Source organism: Streptomyces botrytidirepellens, from assembly GCF_003721215.1.
In the GTDB taxonomy this organism is placed as follows: domain Bacteria; phylum Actinomycetota; class Actinomycetes; order Streptomycetales; family Streptomycetaceae; genus Streptomyces; species Streptomyces himastatinicus.
Genome location: NZ_RIBZ01000134.1, coordinates 1 through 22,153, shown reverse-complemented (window position 1 = coordinate 22,153; position 22,153 = coordinate 1). Strand labels below are relative to the sequence as shown.

The 22,153-nt window shown below is 73.2% G+C and carries 19 protein-coding genes; 14 read left to right on the top strand and 5 right to left on the bottom strand.

Features of this window, described 5'->3' with window-relative positions:
- A partial coding sequence (locus EEJ42_RS10280) for a PucR-like N-terminal domain-containing protein (protein ID WP_484422004.1) occupies window positions 1–662 on the bottom strand: 662 nt, incomplete at its 3' end.
- 11 nt (window positions 663–673) lie between these two features.
- Window positions 674–871 (bottom strand): hypothetical protein, encoded by a 198-nt coding sequence (locus EEJ42_RS10275; protein ID WP_123099654.1) that lies wholly within the window; start codon window positions 869–871, stop codon window positions 674–676.
- A 156-nt stretch (window positions 872–1,027) separates the two neighbouring features.
- On the opposite strand from EEJ42_RS10275, the gene pgfA reads away from it, so the two are divergent.
- The 9 genes from pgfA (at window position 1,028) to EEJ42_RS10230 (ending at window position 12,258) form a co-directional block, all read left to right on the top strand.
- The gene (pgfA, locus tag EEJ42_RS10270; protein WP_123099653.1) at window positions 1,028–1,996 is read left to right on the top strand and encodes a cell envelope lipid trafficking protein PgfA; all 969 of its coding nucleotides are present in this window, start codon (window positions 1,028–1,030) and stop codon (window positions 1,994–1,996) included.
- Between the two features lie 218 nt (window positions 1,997–2,214).
- Complete coding sequence (locus EEJ42_RS10265; protein WP_123099652.1) at window positions 2,215–3,429, top strand: glycosyltransferase family 4 protein; 1,215 nt, start codon at window positions 2,215–2,217, stop codon at window positions 3,427–3,429.
- A gap of 6 nt (window positions 3,430–3,435) precedes the next feature.
- Complete coding sequence (locus EEJ42_RS10260) at window positions 3,436–4,164, top strand: class I SAM-dependent methyltransferase (protein ID WP_123099651.1); 729 nt, start codon at window positions 3,436–3,438, stop codon at window positions 4,162–4,164.
- Window positions 4,161–8,432, top strand: a complete 4,272-nt coding sequence (locus EEJ42_RS10255; protein WP_123099650.1) for an alpha-(1->3)-arabinofuranosyltransferase domain-containing protein — start codon at window positions 4,161–4,163, stop codon at window positions 8,430–8,432. The genes EEJ42_RS10260 and EEJ42_RS10255 overlap by 4 nt, the downstream gene beginning before the upstream one ends.
- Window positions 8,429–9,787 (top strand): condensation domain-containing protein, encoded by a 1,359-nt coding sequence (locus tag EEJ42_RS10250; RefSeq protein ID WP_184503020.1) that lies wholly within the window; start codon window positions 8,429–8,431, stop codon window positions 9,785–9,787. The genes EEJ42_RS10255 and EEJ42_RS10250 overlap by 4 nt, the downstream gene beginning before the upstream one ends.
- A complete protein-coding gene (locus tag EEJ42_RS10245) occupies window positions 9,784–10,518 on the top strand; it encodes a class I SAM-dependent methyltransferase (protein WP_123099649.1) in 735 nt (244 codons plus the stop codon). The genes EEJ42_RS10250 and EEJ42_RS10245 overlap by 4 nt, the downstream gene beginning before the upstream one ends.
- Window positions 10,503–11,402 (top strand): hypothetical protein, encoded by a 900-nt coding sequence (locus EEJ42_RS10240; protein WP_184503019.1) that lies wholly within the window; start codon window positions 10,503–10,505, stop codon window positions 11,400–11,402. The genes EEJ42_RS10245 and EEJ42_RS10240 overlap by 16 nt, the downstream gene beginning before the upstream one ends.
- A 1-nt stretch (window position 11,403) precedes the next feature.
- Window positions 11,404–11,613 carry a Trm112 family protein gene (locus EEJ42_RS10235; protein WP_123099648.1) on the top strand — a complete coding sequence of 70 codons (210 nt, stop codon included), beginning with the start codon at window positions 11,404–11,406 and terminating at the stop codon, window positions 11,611–11,613.
- A gap of 36 nt (window positions 11,614–11,649) precedes the next feature.
- Window positions 11,650–12,258: a hypothetical protein gene (locus EEJ42_RS10230; protein WP_123099647.1), complete on the top strand. Its 609-nt coding sequence runs from the start codon at window positions 11,650–11,652 to the stop codon at window positions 12,256–12,258.
- Here the strand turns inward: EEJ42_RS10230 and EEJ42_RS10225 are convergent.
- From EEJ42_RS10225 to trxA, 3 genes are all read right to left on the bottom strand, one after another.
- The gene (locus tag EEJ42_RS10225) at window positions 12,233–12,658 is read right to left on the bottom strand and encodes an OsmC family protein (RefSeq protein WP_123099646.1); all 426 of its coding nucleotides are present in this window, start codon (window positions 12,656–12,658) and stop codon (window positions 12,233–12,235) included. The two genes, EEJ42_RS10230 and EEJ42_RS10225, sit on opposite strands and share 26 nt — an antisense overlap.
- Window positions 12,659–12,742: 84 nt before the next feature.
- The gene (locus EEJ42_RS10220; protein ID WP_123099645.1) at window positions 12,743–13,342 is read right to left on the bottom strand and encodes a histidine phosphatase family protein; all 600 of its coding nucleotides are present in this window, start codon (window positions 13,340–13,342) and stop codon (window positions 12,743–12,745) included.
- Window positions 13,335–13,709 (bottom strand): thioredoxin, encoded by a 375-nt coding sequence (gene trxA, locus EEJ42_RS10215; protein WP_123099644.1) that lies wholly within the window; start codon window positions 13,707–13,709, stop codon window positions 13,335–13,337. The genes EEJ42_RS10220 and trxA overlap by 8 nt, the downstream gene beginning before the upstream one ends.
- Window positions 13,710–14,986: 1,277 nt before the next feature.
- On the opposite strand from trxA, the gene EEJ42_RS10210 reads away from it, so the two are divergent.
- The 5 genes from EEJ42_RS10210 to EEJ42_RS10190 all read left to right on the top strand — a co-directional run bounded on the left by EEJ42_RS10210 (window position 14,987) and on the right by EEJ42_RS10190 (window position 21,913).
- Window positions 14,987–15,493: a DinB family protein gene (locus EEJ42_RS10210; protein WP_123099643.1), complete on the top strand. Its 507-nt coding sequence runs from the start codon at window positions 14,987–14,989 to the stop codon at window positions 15,491–15,493.
- 105 nt (window positions 15,494–15,598) lie between these two features.
- Entirely contained in the window at window positions 15,599–16,069 is a 471-nt protein-coding gene (locus EEJ42_RS10205) for a hypothetical protein (protein ID WP_342778270.1), read from the top strand.
- Window positions 16,066–16,752, top strand: coding sequence for a hypothetical protein (locus tag EEJ42_RS10200; RefSeq protein WP_123099642.1), 687 nt, complete (start codon window positions 16,066–16,068; stop codon window positions 16,750–16,752). Before EEJ42_RS10205 ends, EEJ42_RS10200 begins: the two co-directional genes overlap by 4 nt.
- The gene (locus EEJ42_RS10195; protein WP_123099641.1) at window positions 16,752–21,467 is read left to right on the top strand and encodes a putative T7SS-secreted protein; all 4,716 of its coding nucleotides are present in this window, start codon (window positions 16,752–16,754) and stop codon (window positions 21,465–21,467) included. The genes EEJ42_RS10200 and EEJ42_RS10195 overlap by 1 nt, the downstream gene beginning before the upstream one ends.
- A 29-nt stretch (window positions 21,468–21,496) precedes the next feature.
- Entirely contained in the window at window positions 21,497–21,913 is a 417-nt protein-coding gene (locus tag EEJ42_RS10190) for a DUF7919 family protein (RefSeq protein WP_123099640.1), read from the top strand.
- The last annotated feature ends 240 nt before the right edge of the window (window positions 21,914–22,153 follow it).

The following is a 22,153-nucleotide window of genomic DNA, read 5'->3' as shown; positions in this document are numbered from 1 at the left end:
GGGCGCAGCAGGACGGCGACGGCGACCCGCTCGGGCAGCGGCCAGCCGATCCGGGCCGCCCGCTCGGCGAGGGCGTCGGCGTCGGCGTCGGCGTCGGCGTCGGCGGGGCTCTTGCGGGGGCGTTCGGTGAGGAGCAGGTCGAGCAGCCGCCGCTGGAGCCGCAGCCGCTCCCCCGCCTGGCGCGCGGCGGCCTCGGCGTATCCGCGCATGGACTCGGCGACCAGCCCGTCCAGGTACTCGAAGCCGGACTCGGCGAGTTCGTACATGGCGGGCGCGGGGATCTCGACCTGCTGGCCGATCTCGGCGAGGCGGCGCCAGGCGAGCCGTACGCCGAGCCGGTACATGGCCTGGAGCGAGTCGAGGCTGCGGCCGTGCTGCACCTGGCCGCGGCCGAACTCCTGGAAGACCTCGGGGTGTTCACGGGGGCCGCCGGAGCCGTCGGACACGTACTGGACGAAGTGTTCGAGGGCGCGCCGGATGCCCACCAGCGCCACCGGCTCGCCACTTTCGTCGGGGACGATGACCAGGTTGGGGTATTCGCGGCGGATCTCGCGGAAGATGTCCTCGGCGAGGACCGGCACCTCGTCCAGGGCGAGCCGGGCGAAGTGGCGCACCCGCGACCGGGGCACCTCCCGCCAGGCCGAACGTAACGGCGACGCCATCTCCGGAGCCCTTATCGCTTCCCCGCCGGGGTCGCGGTGGGGCCGGGATCGGCATCGGAGGAGGTGTCCGAGGACGTCGGGAAGGTGACGAGGGGGACGTTCGGCTGGTCCGGTGTGACGCCCAGCAGGGCGACGATGCCGAGCGCCGCGGCGACCGCGAGGGCGGCGGAGAGGACGCAGGTCACGGCGGCGGCAAGCAGTCTGGGCATGGCGCGGTGAGCCCCTTCCGTATGGCGTGCGCACCGGCCCGGCCCGGCAACTCCCCAGCATGGAAGGAGGATTGACACTCCGTCAACCCTGCCCTTACGGTCCCGGGCCTAAGACTCGCCGGTAATATCCGGCCGCATCGAGACGGAGTGCCTGCCATGCGCCGCTCGGTATCACCCCCTTCATCCGCTTTCTGGCCGCTGTCGCTGGTCCCGCTCGGGCTCGGCGCCTTCCTCCTCGTCCTCGCGCCCCTGCTGGCCTGGTACGTCGAACCGCGGGCGAAACGCACACCGATCGACACCGACGTGACCACGGTGTTCACCGGCCCGGGCAGCTACTTCGACACAGGCGACGTCAAGGAGGTGCGGGACCAGCGGCTGACCATCACCCGCCGGGTGCTCGGCGACGTCCACGACAGCGACCGCACCGGGCGCGCCGTCTGGGACGTGTCCACGACGGTCGACACCCCGCGCACCCTGCGGTTGCGGGATCCGCGCCGGGCCTTCCAGTGGAAGACCGAGCGCTGGGTCACCGACCGCCGCACCAACGAGCCGGTGCACTGCTGCGGCGAGTCCCCGGGGCCGTTCCAGGGGGACGCCTACCTGAAGTTCCCGTTCGATGTGAAGAAGCAGACGTACCGCTGGTGGGACAGCACGCTGGGCGACACCGTCCCGCTCCGCTTCGCCGGGACCGCGAAGATCCAGGGGTACGAGGGCTACCGCTTCACCGGCACCGTGCGGCCCACCCGCACCGGCACCCGCCAGGTGCCCGGGCGGCTGGTCGGGCGGGGCAAGCAGGGCCAGGTGCAGGCCGAGGAGTGGTACGCCAACACCGGCATCGAGCTGGTGGCCGACCGCCGCACCGGCCGGATCATCTACGCGGGAATCTCGCCCAAGGTCACCCTGCGCGCCCCCGGTGGCCACCGGGACCGGGTGACGCTGCTGCGCGGCGAGGGGCTGGCGTTCACCGAGGCCACCCAGCGCGGCCAGGTGAAGCTGGCCAGGGACGACAACCGCAGGCTGAAGCTGGTCGGCGAGACGGCACCGCTGGCCGCGGGGATCGCCGGGGCGGTACTGACGGTGGCGGGAGCGGTGCTGGTGGTGCGGGGGAGGCGGCGTGTGGAGTGATACTGCGCGATGTGATGAAGCGTCAGCGGCCGGGGGCGGGCAATTTGTCACGCCGGTGAGTAGCCGGGGCGAACGAGGAAGCGAAAACTGACCACCCCACGAGCATCACCCCATCGCACACCCCCGGTTCGGCACGTCTCCCCCCTCGCAGTCTTCCTACGAAGCCGCAGTCTTCCCACGAAGTCTCCGCACCCTGAGACGAGTTGGAGCACCCCGCCATGCCCCAGCACGTACGAACGTCCCCCACGGCCCCGAACACCACCGCCGTGCCCGAAACCACGACACCGGACCCGCGCCGGATCGTCTTCCTCGCCCGCCGCGACCTCGGCAATCCGGCGGCCGGCGGCTCCGAGCTGCTGGTGGACCGGATCGCCGAGGGGCTGACCGCCCACGGCCACCAGGTCACCCTGGTGTGCGGCGGTCCCGCCGACGCCCGCGGCTACCAGGTGGTGTCCGCGGGCGGCCACGGGCGCACCCTCGGCGAGCTGGGCCACTTCCTGCGCACCCCGCACACCCTGGCCCACCGGGTCGGCCCCTGCGATCTGCTGGTCGAGGTGTGCAACGGGCTGCCCTATCTGGCCCCGCTCTGGCATCGCGGCCCCACCCTGTGCCTGGTCAACCACGTCCACACCGACCTGTGGAAACTGCGCTTCCGGGGCCCGGCCGCCCGGCTCGGCAGGCGCCTCGAACACTGGGCGCTCGCCGGCACCCACCGCGGCAACCTCATGGTGGCCGTCTCCGACTCCACCGCCGCCGCGCTGCGTTCCCTCGGCGTCGACCGGACCCGGATCCGGGTGGTGCACAACGGGGTCGAGGAACCGGGGCCCCTGGTGCCCGCCTCCCGTGAGCCGCTGTTCCTCGCGATGGGACGGCTGGTCGAGTACAAGCGCGTCGACCTGCTGCTGCGGCTGTGGGAGCGGGTGCGGCCGGTCACCGGCGGACGGCTCGTCATCGTCGGCGACGGCCCCGAACGGGCCCGGCTGGAGGCGATGGCCGGACCCGGTGTCACCTTCACCGGCCATGTCACCGAGGAGGAGAAGCACCGGCTGCTGTGCCAGGCGTGGCTACTGCTGCACCCCTCCCTGATCGAAGGGTGGGGCCTGGTGGTGATGGAGGCGGCCACCCGCGGCACGCCCACGCTCGGCTTCGACATCCCCGGGCTGCGCGACTCCGTCGACGACGGGGTGACGGGCGTGCTGGCGCGGGGCGAGAGCTCGTTCGCCGCCGCCTGGTGCGCGCTCGCGCTCGGCCCGGAGCGGCGCGAGGCGCTGGGCCGGGCGGCGCGGCTGCGCGCGGAGCGGTTCCGGTGGAGCGCGACGGTACGGGGCTTCCGGGCCGTGGCCGCCGAGGCGTACCTGTCGGCACCACCGGGGCCGCCGCTCCCGCCCGTCCCCGTGGCTCCCCTGTCACCGTCCCTCAGACCCTGGGGGTGAGCGGCCGTGCGGGACCCCTCGATCCGTCGCTCCGTGGCCCTCTTCCGCGCCTTCCTGCGCGAACAGACCGACCCCGAACACTGCTACCGGCTCCTCGCCCGGGACGCCGCGCAGCAAGTGGCGCGGTACGCCGGGCCGCTGCGCGGGCGGGTGGTGGTCGACGTGGGCGGCGGCAGCGGCCACGTCACCGAGGAGTTCCGCCGCCACGGCGCCCAGGCCCACCTCTTCGAGCCGGACACCGGTGAGCTGCACTCCCGGGGACGCCCGCCCGCCGGGGCCGTCCTCGCCGACGGGTATCTGCTGCCGCTCGCGGACGGCGTGGCGGACATCGCGTTCTCCTCCAACGTGCTGGAGCACGTGGCGGATCCGTACACCTTCCTCAGCGAGCTGGTGCGGGTCACCCGCCCCGGCGGGCTGATCTACGTCTCGTACACCAACTGGCTCTCCCCCTGGGGCGGCCACGAGTGGGCGCCCTGGCATTATCTGGGCGCCGAGCGGGCCCGCGCCCGCTACCGGCGCCGCACCGGCCGGGCCGCCAAGCACACGCTCGGCGAAAACCTCTTCCCCCTCCACATCGGCCCCGTCCTGCGCCACGTCCGCAGCCGCGCGGACGTGACCGTGGTCTCGGCGCGTTCCCGCTACTGGCCGTTCCTCACCGAGGCGGTCACGCGGGTGCCGGGGCTGCGGGAGGTCGCGACGTGGAACCTCCTCCTGATCCTTAGGCGGTCGCCATGACCCAGGTCGTCCCGTCCCCGCCCCAGGTGCGCACCCCGGCCGCCCCGCCGCCGCCCGCCCCCGGTGAACGGCCGCGCGGGCGGCGCTGGCTGTTCGGGTTCTGGGCCGCCGTCCTGGTGGCGTTCCTCGCGCCCTCGCCCGGCAAGATGAGCTTCGACACCAAACTGCCGGTGGTCCTCGACCCGTTCGGCTTCCTCGCCGACCTCGGCTCGCTGTGGCACGACCGGGCGGGGTTCGGCGGGATCGCGGACCAGTACGTCGGCTACGCGTTCCCGATGCTTCCGTACTACGCCCTCACCCACCTCCTCCACATCCCGGTGTGGTTCGCCGAGCGGCTGTGGATGTCCCTCATCGTCACGGTGGCGTTCTGGGGTGCGCTGCGGCTGGCGGAGCGGCTGGGCGTCGGGGTGCCCGCGACCCGGCTGCTGGGCGCGGCCGGGTACGCGCTGTGGCCGGTGTTCACCATCGTCGTCGGCTCCACCTCCGCGGCCGCGCTCCCCGGCGCGCTGCTGCCGTGGGTCGTGCTGCCGCTCACCAACCCGGCGAGCCTCCCCCGTATCGCCGCCGCCCGCTCCGCGCTGCTCGTGCCCTGCATGGGCGGCGTCAACGCCGCCTCCACGCTCGCCTCGCTGCTGCCGGTCGCGCTGTACCTGCTCAGCCGCCCCGCCGGGCGGCTCCGGTGGGCGCTGCTGGGGTGGTGGATCCCGGGGGTGGTGCTGGCCACGCTGTGGTGGGTCGTACCGCTGCTGCTGCTCGGGGTGTACGGCGAGAACTTCCTGCCGTACATCGAGCAGGCCGACACCACCACCGCCACCATGGCCGCCACCGAGACGCTGCGCGGCGCGGGCAACTGGGTGGCGTACCTGCACTTCGGCGAGGCGTGGCTGCCCGGCGGCTGGACCGTGGCCGCGTCCGTCGTCGCCGTCCTCGGCTCGGGGCTGGCCGCCGCGCTGGGGCTGGCCGGGCTGGCGCGGCGCGATCTGCCCGAGCGGCGGTGGCTGCTGCTCGTCGTGCTGTCCGTCGCGCTGATCACCCTCGCCGGGTACGGCGGCACGCTCGGCGGGCCGTTCCACGAGATGGTGCAGGGGTGGCTGGACGGGTGGCTGCGGCCGTTCCGCAACATCTACAAGTTCCAGACCGGGCTCGCCCTGGCCCTCGCCCTCGGACTCATGCACGTGCTCACCGTCGGGCGCCGGTTCCCCGGCCGCCGTTTCCTCCCCGGGGTGCTGGCCCTGCTGCTCCTCCCCGCGCTCGCCTGGCCGTACCTCAACGGGACGGTGCTCCAGCCGGGCCGCTTCTCCGCGCTGCCCGCCTACTGGGAGAAGACCGCCGACTGGCTCGACGACCACGCCGCGCAGAGCCGCGCCCTCGTCGTTCCCGCCACCGCGCACGGTCTCTACACCTGGGGCAGCCCCATCGACCAGCCGCTCGACGTCCTCGCGGAGTCCCGCTGGGCGCAGCGCGACTTCGTGCCCTTCGGCACCGCCGGATCGCGGCGCGCGATGGACGCCGTCGAGCAGGCGCTGCTCAGCGGCGGCGAGGTGCCGGGGCTGCGGGACTTCCTCGCCCGGGCCGGGCTGCACGAGGTCGTCGTACGCAACGACCTCGACCCGGACCAGATCGGCTACGTCCCGCCGCAGACCGTCGCCCGCACCCTGGAGGCCTCCGGCTACCGCAAGGCCGCCGGGTTCGGTCCGCTCATGACGGGTGGCCGCATCGCGGCGAACACCCCCGTGCAGGTGCAGGGGCTGTTTCCGCGGCGCCAGGCCGTCGAGATCTACCGGCCCGAGGGCGCGGCGCGGCCGGGGGCGGTGGCGGCGAAGCCGGTGTCCGCCACGGCCACCGTCAGCGGCGGCCCCGAATCCCTGCTCCAGCTCTCCGCCGACCCCTCGATGACCGACCGGCCCACCGTCCTCACCGGCGACCGCCACCCCGGCACCGGGACCCCCGCGTTGCAGGCGACCGGCGACGGCATGCGGCGCGCGGACACCCGCTTCGGGCTCGTCAACTCCAACACCTCGTACACGTACACCGCCGACGAACGGAACCCGTCCGGCAGCCTGACGGACCCGGGCGACACGCCGCGCCAGATCCTGCCGAAGAGCGGCACCGGGCACCAGACGACCGCCACGCTGCGCGGGGCGCTCTCGGTGACCGCCTCCAGCAGCGGCAACTGGCTGTTCCACCTGCCGCAGTACGACCCCGTCGGCGCCTTCGACGGCAACCCGGACACGGCGTGGGCCGAGGGCAGCGCGGGCAAACCGGTGGGGCAGTGGCTGCGCATCGAGTTCGCGCAGACCCTGCGCCTGCCGGACTCCATCCAGCTCACCCCGTTGCCCGGCGACGGCATGCGCGCCGCGCCCACCTCCGTACGCGTCGAGACCGACAACGGGTCGGCGGACAGCCCGCTCCAGCCGCACGGCACCGCACAGTCCGTCAAGGTCCCGTCCGGCCCGGCGAAGTGGCTGAAGATCACCATCACCGGGACCCAGACGCCCAAGCCGGGCCTCTCGGGGGCCGGGTTCTCCGAGGTGTCCGTGCCGGGCGTACAGGTCACCCGGCTGCTGTCGCTCCCGGCCGACGCAGAGCGGAGCGACGCCGCGGCCGAGGTCGTCTCGCTGCACCGGTCCGCCGACCCCGGCGGCCTCTCCCCCGCCTCGGCGGAGGTCGGGCTGCACCGCCAGTTCCGCACCGGGAACGGCGGTACGTACGCCATCGCGGGCCAGGCCCTCGCCGTCCCCGGCGGCGCGCTCGACACCCTGCTCGCCCAGGTGGCGCCCGGCCAGCGGCCCCGCGTCGAGATCACCGCCGACTCCACCAGCCGGACCGGCACCGCGCTCGGCGCCCGCAACCTCATCGACGGCGACATCACCACGGCGTGGATCGCGGGCGACTCGCCCGTCCTGCACCTGCGCTGGCCGGGCAAGAAACGCATCAGCGAAATCGTGCTCGCCGCGGCGGGCGGCCTCTCCACCCGCCCCGAGGAAGTGCTCATCAACTCCCCCGACGGCGCCGCCACCGCCGGAGTCGACGCCAACGGCTGGGCCCGCTTCCCCGCCATCACCACCGACCGGCTCGACATCACCATCAGCAAGACCGCGCCCCTGACCCTCCACAACCCGGTCGCCGGGCAGGAGTTGCAGCTCCCGGTGGGTCTGAGCGAGCTGTACCTCCCCGAGCTGGGCAACACGCTGCGCACCACCCCGCCCTCGCCGCAGGCCCGCTTCTCCCTGCCCTGCGGCCAGGGCCCGGCGCTGTCCGTGGACGGCACCCTGCACGCCACGAAGGCGTCGGGGCGGATCCGGGATCTGACGGAACGCCGTCCGGTGGAGGTCGAGCTGTGCGGTGACGAGGCCAAGGGCAGCAAGCTACGGCTGGACACCGGCCGCCACACGGTGGAGGCGGGCGACGCGGGGCCGCTGGCGCTGACCGATGTGACCCTGACCCGCGGCAAGCCCGCCGCCCCTGCGTCGGAGACCCGTACCGTCCGGGCGAAGGACTGGTCGGGCGACCGCAGAACGGTCGAGGTCGCCGCGGGCCAGGCCGTCTACCTCCAGACGTACGAGAACCACAACGACGGCTGGAAGGCCACGCTGAACGGCCGCGACCTCACTGCGCTGCGCATCGACGGCTGGCAGCAGGGCTTCCTCGTCCCGGCGGGCCAGGGCGGCACGGTCACGCTCACGTACGAACCCGCGACGACGTACCTCGCGGGCCTCATCGGCGGCGCGGCCGCGGTGCTGGTGTTGGCGGCCCTGGCGTTCGCCCGCCGCCGCGAGCTGGAGCCCGAGGCCGCGCCTGCGCCGGTCCCGGCGCCTGGCTGGATACTCGGCACCGCAGCCCTGACGGCAGTCATGATCGCCGTAGCGGGCTGGCCGGCCCTGGCCGTCCCCGCCCTGGCCCTCCTCGCCTGGTACCGCCCCGCCTGGCTCGCCCCGACGGCCCTGACGGCGATGGCCGCCGCGACGGTCGTGGCCGCCACGGGTGCGGGTGAACCGGCGGCGGCGAACGAGGGCGCGTTCAGCGGAGCAGCCCAGGCCCTGGCCCTGCTGGCCCTGACGGCAGCGGTGGTGACGACCCCGCCCCGCGCGGACGGCCCCGTAGCCACCACCCCGAGCGGCGGCGAGCCACCCCGCCACGCGACCGACGACGAGGCGCCCACCCTCATCACCCCGCCCCTCGAACACGCGCCACCCGCGAGCGATGCCGCAACCGGTGACGGGACGACGCCACCTCCGGCAGCGCGCCCGGAAGGCGGGGGCCGATGACCGCGCTGTACGGGGGCACCGGCGGCGGTTCCGCCTCGCCCGCGCAGGGCTCCCCGCGGCGGATCCCGTTCCCCACCGTCGACGAGATCTCCCGGCACTGTCTCCAGGACGACGAGCCCGAAACCGTGCACATCGAGGTGCACCTGCCGGGGCGGCCCGAGCCCGGGCGGTTGCGGGAGGCGTTCCGCGAGGCCCTGCGGCGGCATCCGCGGATTCTGGTGCGGGAGGCGCCCGGGCGGTGGTGGCGGCGGCGGTACGAGTGGGAGGTGACAGACGGGCCTGACGTCGAGCCGGTGAGCTTCCCGCCGTGCGCGGCCGACGCCCTCGCCCGGGCGCGGGAGCGGGCGCTCGCGGTGTGCCCGCCGTTGACGGCGTCGCCTCCGGTGCGGCTGGAGGTGGTGACCGAGCCGGACCGTACCGGCTGTGTGCTGGTCCTCACCGTCAACCACACCGCGCTCGACGGGCCGTCCTGTCTGCGGGTGCTGGCCACCGCCGCCGCCGTGTACGGCGGCGGTGACACCCCGGGCGCCCCGAACACCTCATCCCCGCCGCCTCCGACCGTGCCCGACCGGTCCGGCACGCGCGGGCTCGCCCGGCCCGTACGGATCGCCAAGGACACCCACGCCCCCCGCACCGGCAACGCCATGCTGCTCTCCGAGTTGCCCGTACCGCCGCGAACGCCCGGCGGTCCCACCGTCAACGACCAACTCCTCGTCGCCACCTGCCTGATGGCCGCCCGCTGGAACGAGGTGCACGGCCGCGCGCCCGCCCCCGTACGGATCACCATGCCCGTGGACGACCGGCCGCGCGGCGCGTCGGGGATGGCCATCGGCAACGGCACCCGGCTCGTGGAGGTCGGGTTCGGGCCCGAGGAGCGGGCGGACGTAAGCCTGCTTACGCGGGAGACGCCCGATCCGGCGGCGGTGGCGCGGCTGTTGCGCCGCACCGCGGCCCGCACCCGGGCGCTGAAGGCCGCGCCGGGGGCGCAGTTGGGGGTGGCGGGGACACTGCTCACGGTGCCCGCCGTACCCGTCGGGCTGCGGGCGGCGGTGACGCGGGGGCTGCGGCGGGCGGCCGGGCCGTGGACCTCCACGACCCTGCTGAGCAACATCGGCCGCATCCCGTACGCGCTGGACTTCGGCGAGGCGGGCGGGGCCACCGCCGTATGGTTCTCGGCCCCGGCCCGTATGCCCCGCGGGCTGACGGTGACGACGGCCTCGACCGGTGGGCGGCTGCATGTGACGCTGCGCTGGTCGCGGGCGCTGCTGGACGACGCTGCGGGGGCGGGGCTCGCGGGCCTCTTCCAGCGCGCGCTGGCCGCCACCGCGCGAGCACACCCGGGAAACACGGCATGAGCCCGGCGCTCCGGGACTTCTACGAGAACCCGGCCGTCCCCGTGGCGTCCGGCCCGGACCGCAGCCGCCGCCAGGCGCGCATGCTGGCACACGCGCTCAACACCGAGGGGAACACAGTCGCCACCATCCTCGACATCGGCTGCGGCGACGGCACCGCCGCCGCCACCGCCCTCCCCTTCCTCCGCGGCCACCGCCTCATCGGCGTCGACTGGTCGCAGGACGCGCTGCGCCGCGCGGCGCGACGGCTGCCCGTCGTACGGGGCGAACTCACCGACGGCGGGCTGCCGTTCGCCGACGGGAGCGCCGACGCGTGCGTGTTCAGCGAAGTGGTCGAGCACCTGGTCGACCCGGACGCGGCGCTGGACGAGATACGCCGCGTCCTGCGCCCCGGCGGCCATCTGCTGCTGTCCACGCCCAACCTGGCGGCCTGGTACAACCGCGGGCTGCTGCTGGCCGGGGTGCAGCCGGTGTTCTCGGAGGTCAGCCTGCGGGGCATCCACGGCCGCCCCGGCCGCGAGGTCGTCGGCCATCTGCGGCTGTACACGGCGCGGGCGCTGCGCGGCTTCCTCACCGCGTCCGGTTTCGAGGTGGTACGCCTCGCGGGGGCGCCGTTCCACGGCGTACCGCGGGTCCTGCGGCCGCTGGACCGGGCCGTGTGCCGGGTGCCGTCGCTGGCGTCGATCCTGCTGGTGCACGCGCGGCGGAGGGAGGGCGCATGGGGTGGGGTGTGATGGCGGCGCTGCTCGCGAACGTGGCGTACAGCACCGGTTTCGTCCTGGAGAAACGTGCCCTTTCCGCTCTGCCGCCGCTGAGCACGACCCGCCCCGCACGGCTGCTGCGGCTGCTGCTGGGGAGCCCGCTGTGGCTGGCCGGTTCGGCGGCGCTCGCGGCGGGGTTCGCGGCGCAGCTGGTGGTGTACCGCACGTTGCCGATCGCGGCCGCGCAGGGCCTGTTCGTGTCCGGTCTGGTGCTGCTCCTGCTGCTCTCCTCCCGGGTGCTGGGCGAGCGGACCACCGGCCGCGAACGGGCCGGGATCGGGCTGATCCTGTGCGCCCTGGTGATGGTGGTGGCATCGCTACGGGGTGATGGCGACGTCAGCCGGACCGCCGCCACCGGGACACTGCTCGCCCTCTGCGTCCCGTCCCTGGTGGCGGGGGTGTGGCTGTACGGCGCCGCCGAGTGGCGCGCCCACCGCCCCGGGAGGCGGCCGCCGACCGGTGTGGAGTACGGGGTGGCGGTCGGGCTGCTGTACGGGGTCAGCTCGCTCGCCATCAAGGGCGTGTCCGGGCTGCTGACGACGGACGGGCTCGGCTCCCTGGCGCTCACGCTGCTGCGCGGCCCGTATCCGTATCTGCTGCTGTTCACCGGCGCTGCGGGCCTGGTGCTGTCGCAGGCCGCGCTCCAGCGCTGCCGCGCGTCGCTCATCGTGCCGGTGTGCACGACGGTGACCTGCGTGTTCACGGTGGTGTGCGGAACGGTCGCGTTCGGCGAGCCACTGCCGCACGAGCCGTGGCGGCTCGCGCTGCGGCTCGGCGGGACGGCGCTGGCGGTGTGCGTCCTGCTGACCCTCCCCCGCCACGACGCGGCACTCGAGCTGGAAGGAAGTGAGCGCTGAGATGACCCCCGACGACCCGATCCTGAAGATCTTGGCCTGCCCGCTCGACAAGGGCCCGCTGACCCTGCTGCTGCCCGAGGACGTCCTGTACAACCCGCGGCTGCGCCGCCGCTACCCGATCGTGGACGGCGTACCGCAGCTGCTGCCGTCGTCCGGGGAACGGGTACCGGACGAGGAACACGAACGGCTGACGAAGCGGCCCACTCCTTGACACTCCTTGACGCTGCTCGTACGCCACGATGGATCCATGGACTCCGCACCCGACGCGTTCCCCGCCCCCTTCCCCTTCGTCCTCGTCCTGCTGCGCCGCATGGCCGACCACCAGCCCGGCATGGTCGAGGACGCGCTGCGCGAGCTGGGCCACGGGCGTGCCGTGATGCGCGAGGCCAACCGCCGCTGGCAGGCGATGCAGCGCTCGCCGCGGCGGCGCCCCGCCGTCGCCCGCTACCGCTCGGTGCTGGGCCCGCCCGAGACCACCGCGCGGCGCCGGATCGGCGATCTGACGTGCGACGCGCTGAGCTGGCCGGTTCCGCTGTGGCCGGACCTGCGGTTCGAGGTGCTGACCGCGCCGGGCGGCGCGGTGTGGAACGAGTGGCTGGTCCGCGCCCCCGGCGCACCCGCGCCCGCCCTGCACACGGCCGCCGACCTCTCCCCCTGGTCCTGCACGGTGGACGACGTGGCGCGCGCCTTCCCGCCCGCGCGGCCGATGGAGGGCTCGGCGCCGACCCGCTCCCGGCTGGCCTTCGACGCCCCTGCCGACACAGAAAGCGGTGAACTCCGCCACTACGTGGCGGAGTTCACCTGGGGACTGCTCCAGCGGGTGGAGGACGTCAGGCCAGCTTCGCCGTCAGCGTGATCTCCGTACCGGTGAGCGCCTGGCTCACCGGGCAGTTCTTCTTCGCGTCCTCGGCGGCCGCCGTGAACCCGGCCTCGTCCAGCCCCTCGACCGTGCCCTCCACCGTCAGGTGGATCCCGGTGATGCCGGTGCCCGGCTGGAAGGTGACCTCGGCCTGGGTGGTGAGCTGGGTGGGCGGGTTACCGGCCTGGGTCAGGCCGTGCGACAGCGCCATGGAGAAGCAGCTGGAGTGGGCGGCGGCGATCAGCTCCTCGGGGCTGGTCTTCCCGTTCGCCTGCTCGGCCCGCGACGGCCAGGAAACGGGCTGCTCTCCGATCCCGGACGAGTCGAAGGTGACCGTCCCCTTGCCCTCGGCCAGATTGCCCTGCCAGACGGTGTGCGCGGTACGCGTCGTAGCCATGCTCGCTGTTCCCTGCTTCCTCTGCTCGGTGGCGTACGGAACTCGTACGGAACTCTTACGGGACTCGTACGGAACTTACGGGACCTACGGCTCCGAGCCTACGTTCCACGCCACGACGACCGGACGCCCGTGCTCGGTTCCCAGTCGACTGACGGTCGCGGTCTCCAGCCGGAACAGCGCCCCCGCGGACGGCGGCAGCCCGAGGCGGCGGGCGGTCAGCACCCGCAGCACATGCCCGTGGGCCACGAGTACGACGTCCCCGCCGTCCTGGTGCAGCTCCGGCTCGATCCTGGCCAGCACCCGGTCGACCCGCGCCCCGACCTGCCCGGGCGACTCCCCGGGGTGGTCGGCGTCGCCCGGGGCCACCCCGTCGGTCCACAGCTCCCAGCCCGGGCGGGTCTCGTGGATCTCGGCGGTGGTGACCCCCTCGTACCCCCCGTAGTCCCATTCGTGCAGCTCAGGCTCGGTGCGTACGTCGTCGAGCCCGGCGAGGCGGGCCGTCTCCACGGCCCGCCCGAGCGGGCTCACCAACGTCAACCCGATCTTGCGCCCCGCCAGCAGCGGACGCAGCGCCCGCGCCTGCTCCTCCCCGCGTGCCGTCAGCGGCAGGTCGGTCCAGCTGGTGTGCTTCCCGGTCCGGCTCCACTCGGTTTCGCCGTGCCGGATCAGCACCAGGTCAGCCATCACTCGCGGGCGTGGCGACGGAGGCCCGGACCGCGTCCATGTCGAGATCCCGGGCCTGCCCGATGACCTCCTCCAGCCCCTGCTCGGGCAGCGCGCCGGGCTGGGCGAAGACGGCGATGTTGTCGCGCACGATCATCAGCGTGGGGATCGACTGGATGTCGAACGCCGCAGCCAGCTCGGGCTGCGCCTCGGTGTCGACCTTCGCGAAGATCAGGTCCTGATGGCGCTCCGCGGCCTTCTCGTAAACCGGCGCGAACATCCGGCAGGGGCCGCACCAGGAGGCCCAGAAGTCGATCAGGACGAAGTCGCTGTCGGAGACGATCTCGTCGAAGTTGTCCTTGGTGAGTTCCACAGTGCTCGTACCCATGCGTCCGTAACCCCGGGCCCGGTCCCCGATATTCCTGCCGGGGCCCCTTCCGCAGGTCAGCGGTGGTCGGGTGGGGTCCAGGGCTTTCGTCGCCGAGCGCGGCCCGGTGGCGGACGGCGGCACGGCCAGTGGGGTCCCGGGCTTTCGTTGCCGGGTGCAGCCCGGTGGCGGACGGCGGCCACGGCCGGTGGGGCCCCGGGCTCTCGTCGCCGGGCGCGGCCCGGCGGGCGGACAGCGGCCACGGCCGGCGGGGCCCCGGGGTTTCATCGCCGGGTGCGGCCCGGTGGCCGGTTGTGCCCACCCGTTCCGCCCCGCGGAACGATTGCCCACAACCAGGCCCGTCCGGGCCGCGCGCGCAGAAGCGGTTGCGGGCGCAGGTGCGGCGCAGCCAGAGGGTGTCCACCCGGGCGCCGAACCCGCACCTCCCCCCCTCCGGCCCCCGCACCATCCAGCCAGCCCCCGGCGCTTGAGCCGCGCCCTCCAAGCCCCGCAGCGCTTGAGCCGCCCCATCCCCTCCGGGCACCGCGCACCGTCCAGTCCCCCTCCGGTGCTTGAGCTACAACCCCACACCGTCCAGCCCACCCGGGCACCGCACCATTCAGCCAGCCCCCGGCCCTTGCGCCACACCATCCAGCCCGTCCGGGCGCCGCGTCGTCCGGCCCCTGCGGGCCGCGCAGAAGCGGTAGCGGGCGCAGGTGCGGCGCAGCCAGAGGGTGTCCACCCGGGCGCCGAACCCGCACCTCCCCCCCTCCGGCCCCCGCACCATCCAGCCAGCCCCCGGCGCTTGAGCCGCGCCCTCCAAGCCCCGCAGCGCTTGAGCCGCCCCATCCCCTCCGGGCACCGCGCACCGTCCAGTCCCCCTCCGGTGCTTGAGCTACAACCCCACACCGTCCAGCCCACCCGGGCACCGCACCATTCAGCCAGCCCCCGGCCCTTGCGCCACACCATCCAGCCCGTCCGGGCGCCGCGTCGTCCGGCCCCTGCGGGCCGCGCAGAAGCGGTAGCGGGCGCAGGTGCGGCGCAGCCAGAGGGTGTCCACCCGGGCGCCGAACCCGCACCTCCACCCCTCCGGCCCCCGCACCATCCAGCCAGCCCCCGGCGCTTGAGCCGCGCCCTCCAAGCCCCTCCGGCGTTTGAGGAGCGGGGGTGCGGGGGCGCAGCCCCGGTTTCGGGAAGGGGCGGGGTGAGGGAAAGCCCCCCGCCCACGAAATCGGTTGTCCCCAAGCCCCAGAACACTGATCGTTGTCCCAAACACCCCCCTGAGAGGACCCACCGCCATGGCCACCGAACGCCTCGGCCCACCCCTCATCGCGGGGGAACGCGAAACCCTCCGCGGCTTCCTCGACTTCCACCGCGCCACCCTCGCCCTGAAGTGCGACGGCCTCTCCGACGAGGAGCTACGGCAACAGTCGATGCCACCCTCGACACTCTCCCTACTCGGCCTCGTCCGCCACATGGCCGAGGTGGAACGCACCTGGTTCCGCATCGTCGTGAACCGCGAGGACATCCCCCTCGTCTGGTCCGACCAGCGCGACTACCAGGTGGCGTACGACGCGACGAAGGCCACCAGAACCGAGGCGTTCGACGCCTGGCAGCGCGAGGTGGAGCACGCGCGCCGCATCGAGCGGGAGGCGGAGTCGCTGGACGTCGTCGTGCACAGCGAGCGCTGGGGCAAGGACATGACGCTGCGCCTGGTCATGACCCACGTACTGCTGGAGTACGGCCGCCACAACGGCCACGCCGACTTCCTCCGCGAGGGCGTCGACGGAACAGTAGGAGCCTGACGCGCACGACCCCTGTGAGAAACCCCCTCTTCCGTTCCGGCGCCCCGCCCCCTGCGTTACCGTAACCGCGATCGGAACGGAACACGGGGGTCCACAGTGGAGCTGGTGGAACATATAGCGGCAGTCCGGGACGGATCAGGTGACCCCACCGCCATGGTGGGCGAGTTCCGGCGCACCGCGGTACTGGTCCCGCTGGTCGACGACGACTTCATGACGGCGACGTACGGCGGAATCCACTGGATCTACGCCTTTACGGACGAATTCGCCCTGGCCCGCTTCGCCGAGGCCCGCGGCGCGGCGCGCGAGGAGTGGGAGTTCGCGACCGTACTGGGCGCCCGGCTGCTGGATGTGCTGGTCCCCGCGATGGACGGTCCGGCGGGGGTCGCGCTGGATGTGGCCGACGAGGACGGCTCGATGATGTTCCCGCCGGTGAAGGGGATCGTGCCGGACGAGGTGGCGGTGGACCTCACCGAAACCGAGGCCGCCGAAATCCGGGCCGAAGCCGAAGCCAGGACCGACAAGGCCAAGGCCAACGCCACCACCGACACCGGCACCGCCCCGGAGACCAACCGATGAGCGGCGGAGGAGGCGGCGGCAACGCCGACTTCAAGGTCACCCAGGAGTCCGTCGCCCTCATCACCAAGGGCCTGCGCGGCGCGATCGGCGAGCTGAAGGACGTGGGCAGCTCGACCGGCGCCCTCCAGGGCAGCGGTTTCCAGGACATGACGATGTCGAAGATGGAGGCCGGTGGCGGCGGTCTGGCCGACGCGTTCGAGGGGTTCTGCGACCGCTGGGAGTGGGGCGTACGGGCCCTGGTCCAGGACGCCAACGAGATCGCCAACCGGCTGGGGATCGCGGCGGGCGCGTCCTGGGAGGAGGACCAGTACTGGGGCGGCACGTTCAAGGTGGCCGTGAACGCCCTCTCCCCCACCGGCAATCCGCACGCCACCGAGGAAGAGATCGCCAAGCAGAGCTGGGGCGACGTCCTCAGGCCCGACGCGCCCGACTACAGCGCCGAGTCCTGGAAGCAGGCGGGCGCCGAGATGGGCCAGACCTGGAAGGACACCGGCCGCAGCCTGGCGACCGAGGGGTACGGCGGTTTCCAGACCGGTCTGGCGAACGACATCGCCGGGGTCGACGACCGGCAGTTCGACCAGGCCGTGGACGACACGTTCGGCCCCTCCCCGGAGGAACGCGCCCAAGCCCAAGCCCAAGCGCAACAGCAACAAAGTAAGGGCGCCGCCGGGGGTGACCACTGATGGGCCTCGGCGACTTCATACCGGACCCGGTCGAGGACTTCGTCGAGGACCGCGTCGAGGACGTCGGCGACGGCATCGAGAGCGCGGGCAGCTGGACCGCGGACCGGCTGGACGACGCCGGCTGGGAGGGTGGCGCGGACTGGGTCCGCGACAAGAGCGCCACCGCCGCCGACGCGCTCGGCGCCGACGTGGACGAGTGGCAGCTGGACCAGACCGACGACCCCAAGAAGCTGGTCCACGGCGACCCCAACAAGCTGCGGTCCACGGCCGAGCACCTGACCGACTTCGCGAAGGCGTTCAACAACGTCGGCCGCGGCCTCAAGGGCGTCGACCCCGACCAGATGATGAAGGGCGTGTTCGCGAACGCCTTCTACAGCAGGGTCTCGGTCGAGCCGAAGAAGTGGTACAAGGCCGCCGACGCCTGCGAGAAGGCGGGCGGCGCGCTGAGCCGCTTCGCCGGGACGGTCGAGTGGGCGCAGCAGCAGGCGCAGCTGGCCATCGACAAGTACAAGGCGGCGAAGAAGGCGTCCGACGACGCCCGCTCGGCGCACAACAGCAAGGTGGACGCGTACAACGCAGCCGCCATGACGTACAACCTCCTCCCCGCCGACGAGCGCGATCCGAGCACGCTGCCGGACAAGCCCGGGGAGTTCCACGATCCGGGCGCCGAGGGCATCAAGGCGGCGGAGGACATCCTGAAAGAGGCCCGGCGGCAGCGCAACGAGGCGCACGACGCGGCCAAGAAGTCGGTGGAGACGGCCCGTGACGAGGCGCCCGCGAAGCCGTCGTACAGCGAGCAGGTCTCGGACGGCTTCGAGGGGCTGAAGCTGGACGCCTCGCACCTGGCGGGCGGCGTCATCAAGGGCACGGCGGGCGTCGTGAACTTCGCCCGCCAGGTGAACCCGATCGACCCGTACAACCTCACCCACCCCGCCGAGTACGTCACCAACCTCAACAGCACCGCGGCCGGTCTGGTCCAGATGGCCAACAACCCGGGCGGGGCGCTGAAGGGCATGTACGACTCCTTCACCAAGGACCCGGCGGAGGGCATCGGACGGCTCCTCCCCGAGCTGATCGGCACCAAGGGGCTCGGCGCGGCCAAGGGCGCCGCAACCGCCGCCAAGACGGCCACGACCGCGAGCAAGGTGGAGTCCGGGCTCGCGCATCTGGCGAAGGACGGCCACGCGCCGCACTCCATCCCGAACGGTGCCAAGACCCCCGGGCCCACCGACCCGGTGGACCTGGCCACCGGCCGGATGTATCTGCCGCAGACGGATGTGTCGCTGCCGGGTGTGCTGCCGCTGGCGTTCACCCGGCAGGGGATGTCCGGCTACCGGGCGGGCCGCTGGTTCGGCCCGTCGTGGGCGTGCACCGCGGACGAGCGGTTGGAGATCGGCCCCGCGGGCGTCGTCTTCGTCCAGCAGGACGGGCTGCTGCTGGACTACCCTCATCCGGCACCCGGCGTGCCGACCCTGCCGAAGGCGGGCCCGCGCTGGCCGCTGGAGCGTAACGCCGAGGGCGACTTCACGGTCACCGAGCCGGACACCGGCCGCGTCCGGTACTTCACCGGCCCGGCGGACGGCGGCGACGGCGACGCGCCGATCGCGGAGATCAGCGACCGCAACGGGCACCGGCTGACGTTCGAGTACGGCGCGGACGGCGCCCCGGCCGCCATCGTCCACGACGGCGGCTACCACCTGAAGCTGACCACGCGGGACGGCCGGATCACCGCCCTGCACCTGGCGGGCGGCGCCCCGGACGGCTCGGACCAGGAGCTGGTGCGGTACGGCTACACCGAGGGCGATCTCACCGAGGTCGCCAACTCCTCCGGCCGCCCGACGCGGTTCGCCTATGACGACGAGCGCCGGATCATCGCGTGGACCGACACCAACGGCCACGCCTACGACTACGTCTACGACAACCGCGACCGGGTGATCGCCGAGGGCGGCACCGAGGGCCACTTCGCGGCCCGCATCCACTACGGCGCGCCCGACCCGCACACCGGTCACCGGGTCACCACGGTCACCTCCGCGGAGGGGAACACCAGCCGCTACGTGGTGAACGAGCGGTCCCAGATCGTGGCCGTGACGGATGCCTCGGGCCATACGGTCCGGACGGAGCAGGATCGTTTCGGCAGAGTGCTGTCCCGTACCGACCCGCTCGGCCGGACCGTCCGTTACGCGTACGACGCGGAGGGCCGTTGCACCCGGGTCACCGACGCCGCCGGGTTCGTGTCGACCTCCACCTACAACGACCTCGGCCTTCCCCTGGAGATCGCCGAGGCGGACGGCGCGATCTGGCGCCACGAGTACGACGAGCGCGGCAACCCCACCGCCCTCACCGACCCCACCGGGCACACCACCCACCACACCTACGACGAGCGCGGCCACCTCTCCGCGATCACCAACCCGCTCGGGGACACCACCCGGGTGCGCTGTGACGCGGCCGGGCTGCCGGTCGAGATCACCGATCCGCTGGGCGCCGTCACCGTCTACCACCGGGACGCCTTCGGGCGGCCCACCGCCGTGGTCGACCCGCTCGGCGCGACCACCCGCCTGGAGTGGACGACCGAGGGCAAGCTGGCCCGGCACACCGCCCCGGACGGCGCCGAACAGCGCTGGACCTACGACGGCGAGGGCAACTGCACGGCCCACGTGGACGCGAACGGCGGGGTGACCTCCTTCGAGTACGCCCACTTCGACCAGCTGGTCGCCCAGACCGGCCCGGACGGGGCCCGCTACGAGTTCACCCACGACAAGGAACTGCGCCTCACCCGGGTCACCAACCCGCAGGGCCTCACCTGGAGCTACACCTACGACCCGGCGGGCCGCCCGCTCTCCGAGTCGGACTTCGACGGCCGGACCCTGGAGTACGCGTACGACGCCTCCGGCAAGCTGGTCTCCCGTACCAACCCGCTCGGCCAGACGGTCTCCTTCGAGCGCGACGCCACCGGCCGGATCGTCCGCAAGGACGCCGCCGGCCAGGTCACCACCTACTCCTACGACCCGGTCGGCCGACTGGCCACCGCCTTCGGGCCGGACGGCGAGGCCGTCTTCCGGCGGGACGCCGCGGGCCGTCTCACCTCCGAGCTGGTCGGCGGCCGCACCCTCACCCACACGTACGACGCGCTCGGGCGGCGCACCGGGCGGACCACCCCCTCCGGCGCCACGTCCACGTTCACCTACGACGCGGCGGGCAACCGCACCGCGCTGACCACCTGCGGCCACACCCTCGCCTTCGACCGCGACGCCCTCGGCCGGGAAACCGGCCGCCACGTCGGCGACGGCCTCACCATCGCCCAGGTCTGGGACCCGGCGGGCCGACTGGCCGAGCAGACCGTCACCGGCCCCTCCGCCCGGCCCCTCCAGCACCGCGCCTACACCTACCGCGCCGACGGCCACCTGGTCGGCCTCGACGACCGGCTCGGCGGCTCCCGCCACTTCGACGTGGACGCCGCCGGGCGCGTCACCGCCGTCCACGCCGAGAACTGGACCGAGACCTACGCGTACGACGAGGCGGGCAACCAGACCCACGCCTCCTGGCCCGACCAGCTCCCCGGCGCCGACGCGACGGGCCCGCGCGCATACCGGGGCACCCGGATCGCCCGCGCGGGCCGGGTCCGCTACGAACACGACGCGGCGGGCCGCATCACCCTCCGCCAGAAGAACCGGCTGTCCAAGAAGCCCGACACCTGGCGCTACACCTGGGACGCCGAGGACCGGCTGACCTCCGTCACCACCCCCGACGGCACCGTCTGGCGCTACCTCTACGACCCCCTCGGCCGCCGCCTCGCCAAGCTGCGCCTCGGCGACGACGGCGTCACCGCCGTCGAGCGCGTGGACTTCACCTGGGACGGCAGCACCCTCGTCGAGCAGACCACCACCGCCCCCGGGCTGCCCGACCCGGTGACGCTCACCTGGGACCACGAGGGCCTGCGCCCGGTGGCCCAGACCGAGCGCATCACCGACGCCACCACCCAGGCCGAGATCGACCAGCGCTTCTTCGGCATCGTCACCGACCTGGTGGGCACCCCCAGCGAACTCGTCGACGAATCCGGCGAGATCGCCTGGCGCACCCGCGCCACCCTGTGGGGCACCACCACCTGGTCCCGGCACAGCACCGCGTACACCCCGCTGCGCTTCCCCGGCCAGTACTACGACCCGGAAACCGGCCTCCACTACAACCACCACCGGTACTACGACCCGGAGACGGCCCGCTACGCCACCCCGGACCCGCTCGGCCTGGAGGCCGCCCCCAACCCCGCCGCGTACGTCACCAACCCGCACGCGGCGATCGACCCGCTGGGCCTGTGCCCCAAGCTCCCCCACGAGCAGCCCCCGCAGGGCACCTTCGGCCCCAGCCCCGGCCCGTTCGGCCGCCCCGACGGCGAAGTGGTGCTCAGCGGCCACGGCGGCATCTCCGCGCAGCACGGCGTGCTGACCACCGTGCCCGAGGGAACGCACGTCGCGCTCTACAGCAGGCACGGGGAAACCATCTCGGATGCCCTGGGCAATAAGATCGAGACCGGAAATCCCGCCCCGGTACGGGTCTACGGGCCCGGCGAACATCTGCCGGATTACACCCTCTTCCCGCCCAAGGGCCTGAATATCGAGGGAACGCCCGTCACCGTGGACAAAGCGACACCCCTTTCCCATCTGCTCCAGCCCAACATGGGCCGCGTACACTGGGCCGCTTGCCGATCCCTCATGGATTGAGCCCCTCACGTATTCAGAGAGGAACTGCTGTGACACGGTACGAGGACGGCTCCCCGTACGCATACAGTCCCGGAACGGTCCCGTACGGGGTCGAGGCGGTCAACGTCGGCTGGCTGGAGAAGGATTCCGAATTCCCGCGCGGCGAGGCACCGGCGGAATTCGTCCAGTCGCTGGCGCTGCTGTGCCGGGACGATTCCCGTAACGCCATGCGCGGCCTTTTCCCCTGCCAACTTCCGCACCAGCAGGACCCCGGATACCCGGTGAGCATCACCGTCGGCACTCGGGAAGTCGTCCTCGGGAATGCCGAAGTGCGGGTCGTGGACCAGAACGGCAGGTGGCTGATCGCCCCGAATCTGGTCCACCACTACGTCACCGCGCACTCCTACCTTCCGCCGGCGGAGTTCGTCGAAGCGGTGACGGCCCGCCGAAGCGCCCCTAAGTCCTAGGGGGTGCCCGCAAAGTCCCGTCGGGCCCGCGACGCCTGGCACGCACGCTCGCTGCGTTGTCGGGATCACTCGAGTAGGCCCACTACGAGGGCGACCCTCCGCCTTGCGATCGCACGCACCAGACGCCGCGGGCTGATCCAACGCGACTTTACGGACACCCCCTAGATGAATGAGTCCGATGTCTGGGCTGGCCGCGACCATGGCGAAGGGCGTCCGTTGGCCTGAGTGTGACTTCTGGCT

Excerpts from the sequence above, each read along its gene's own strand:
- EEJ42_RS10235 (WP_123099648.1), top strand. The coding sequence starts at position 11,404 with ATGACCCCCGACGACCCGATCCTGAAGATCTTGGCCTGCCCGCTCGAC.
- pgfA (WP_123099653.1), top strand. The coding sequence starts at position 1,028 with ATGCGCCGCTCGGTATCACCCCCTTCATCCGCTTTCTGGCCGCTGTCG.
- EEJ42_RS10255 (WP_123099650.1), top strand. The coding sequence starts at position 4,161 with ATGACCCAGGTCGTCCCGTCCCCGCCCCAGGTGCGCACCCCGGCCGCC.
- EEJ42_RS10230 (WP_123099647.1), top strand. The coding sequence starts at position 11,650 with ATGGACTCCGCACCCGACGCGTTCCCCGCCCCCTTCCCCTTCGTCCTC.
- EEJ42_RS10265 (WP_123099652.1), top strand. The coding sequence starts at position 2,215 with ATGCCCCAGCACGTACGAACGTCCCCCACGGCCCCGAACACCACCGCC.
- EEJ42_RS10195 (WP_123099641.1), top strand. The coding sequence starts at position 16,752 with ATGGGCCTCGGCGACTTCATACCGGACCCGGTCGAGGACTTCGTCGAG.
- EEJ42_RS10250 (WP_184503020.1), top strand. The coding sequence starts at position 8,429 with ATGACCGCGCTGTACGGGGGCACCGGCGGCGGTTCCGCCTCGCCCGCG.
- EEJ42_RS10200 (WP_123099642.1), top strand. The coding sequence starts at position 16,066 with ATGAGCGGCGGAGGAGGCGGCGGCAACGCCGACTTCAAGGTCACCCAG.
- EEJ42_RS10225 (WP_123099646.1), bottom strand. The coding sequence starts at position 12,658 with ATGGCTACGACGCGTACCGCGCACACCGTCTGGCAGGGCAATCTGGCC.
- EEJ42_RS10220 (WP_123099645.1), bottom strand. The coding sequence starts at position 13,342 with ATGGCTGACCTGGTGCTGATCCGGCACGGCGAAACCGAGTGGAGCCGG.
- trxA (WP_123099644.1), bottom strand. The coding sequence starts at position 13,709 with ATGGGTACGAGCACTGTGGAACTCACCAAGGACAACTTCGACGAGATC.
- EEJ42_RS10210 (WP_123099643.1), top strand. The coding sequence starts at position 14,987 with ATGGCCACCGAACGCCTCGGCCCACCCCTCATCGCGGGGGAACGCGAA.
- EEJ42_RS10240 (WP_184503019.1), top strand. The coding sequence starts at position 10,503 with ATGGGGTGGGGTGTGATGGCGGCGCTGCTCGCGAACGTGGCGTACAGC.
- EEJ42_RS10275 (WP_123099654.1), bottom strand. The coding sequence starts at position 871 with ATGCCCAGACTGCTTGCCGCCGCCGTGACCTGCGTCCTCTCCGCCGCC.
- EEJ42_RS10245 (WP_123099649.1), top strand. The coding sequence starts at position 9,784 with ATGAGCCCGGCGCTCCGGGACTTCTACGAGAACCCGGCCGTCCCCGTG.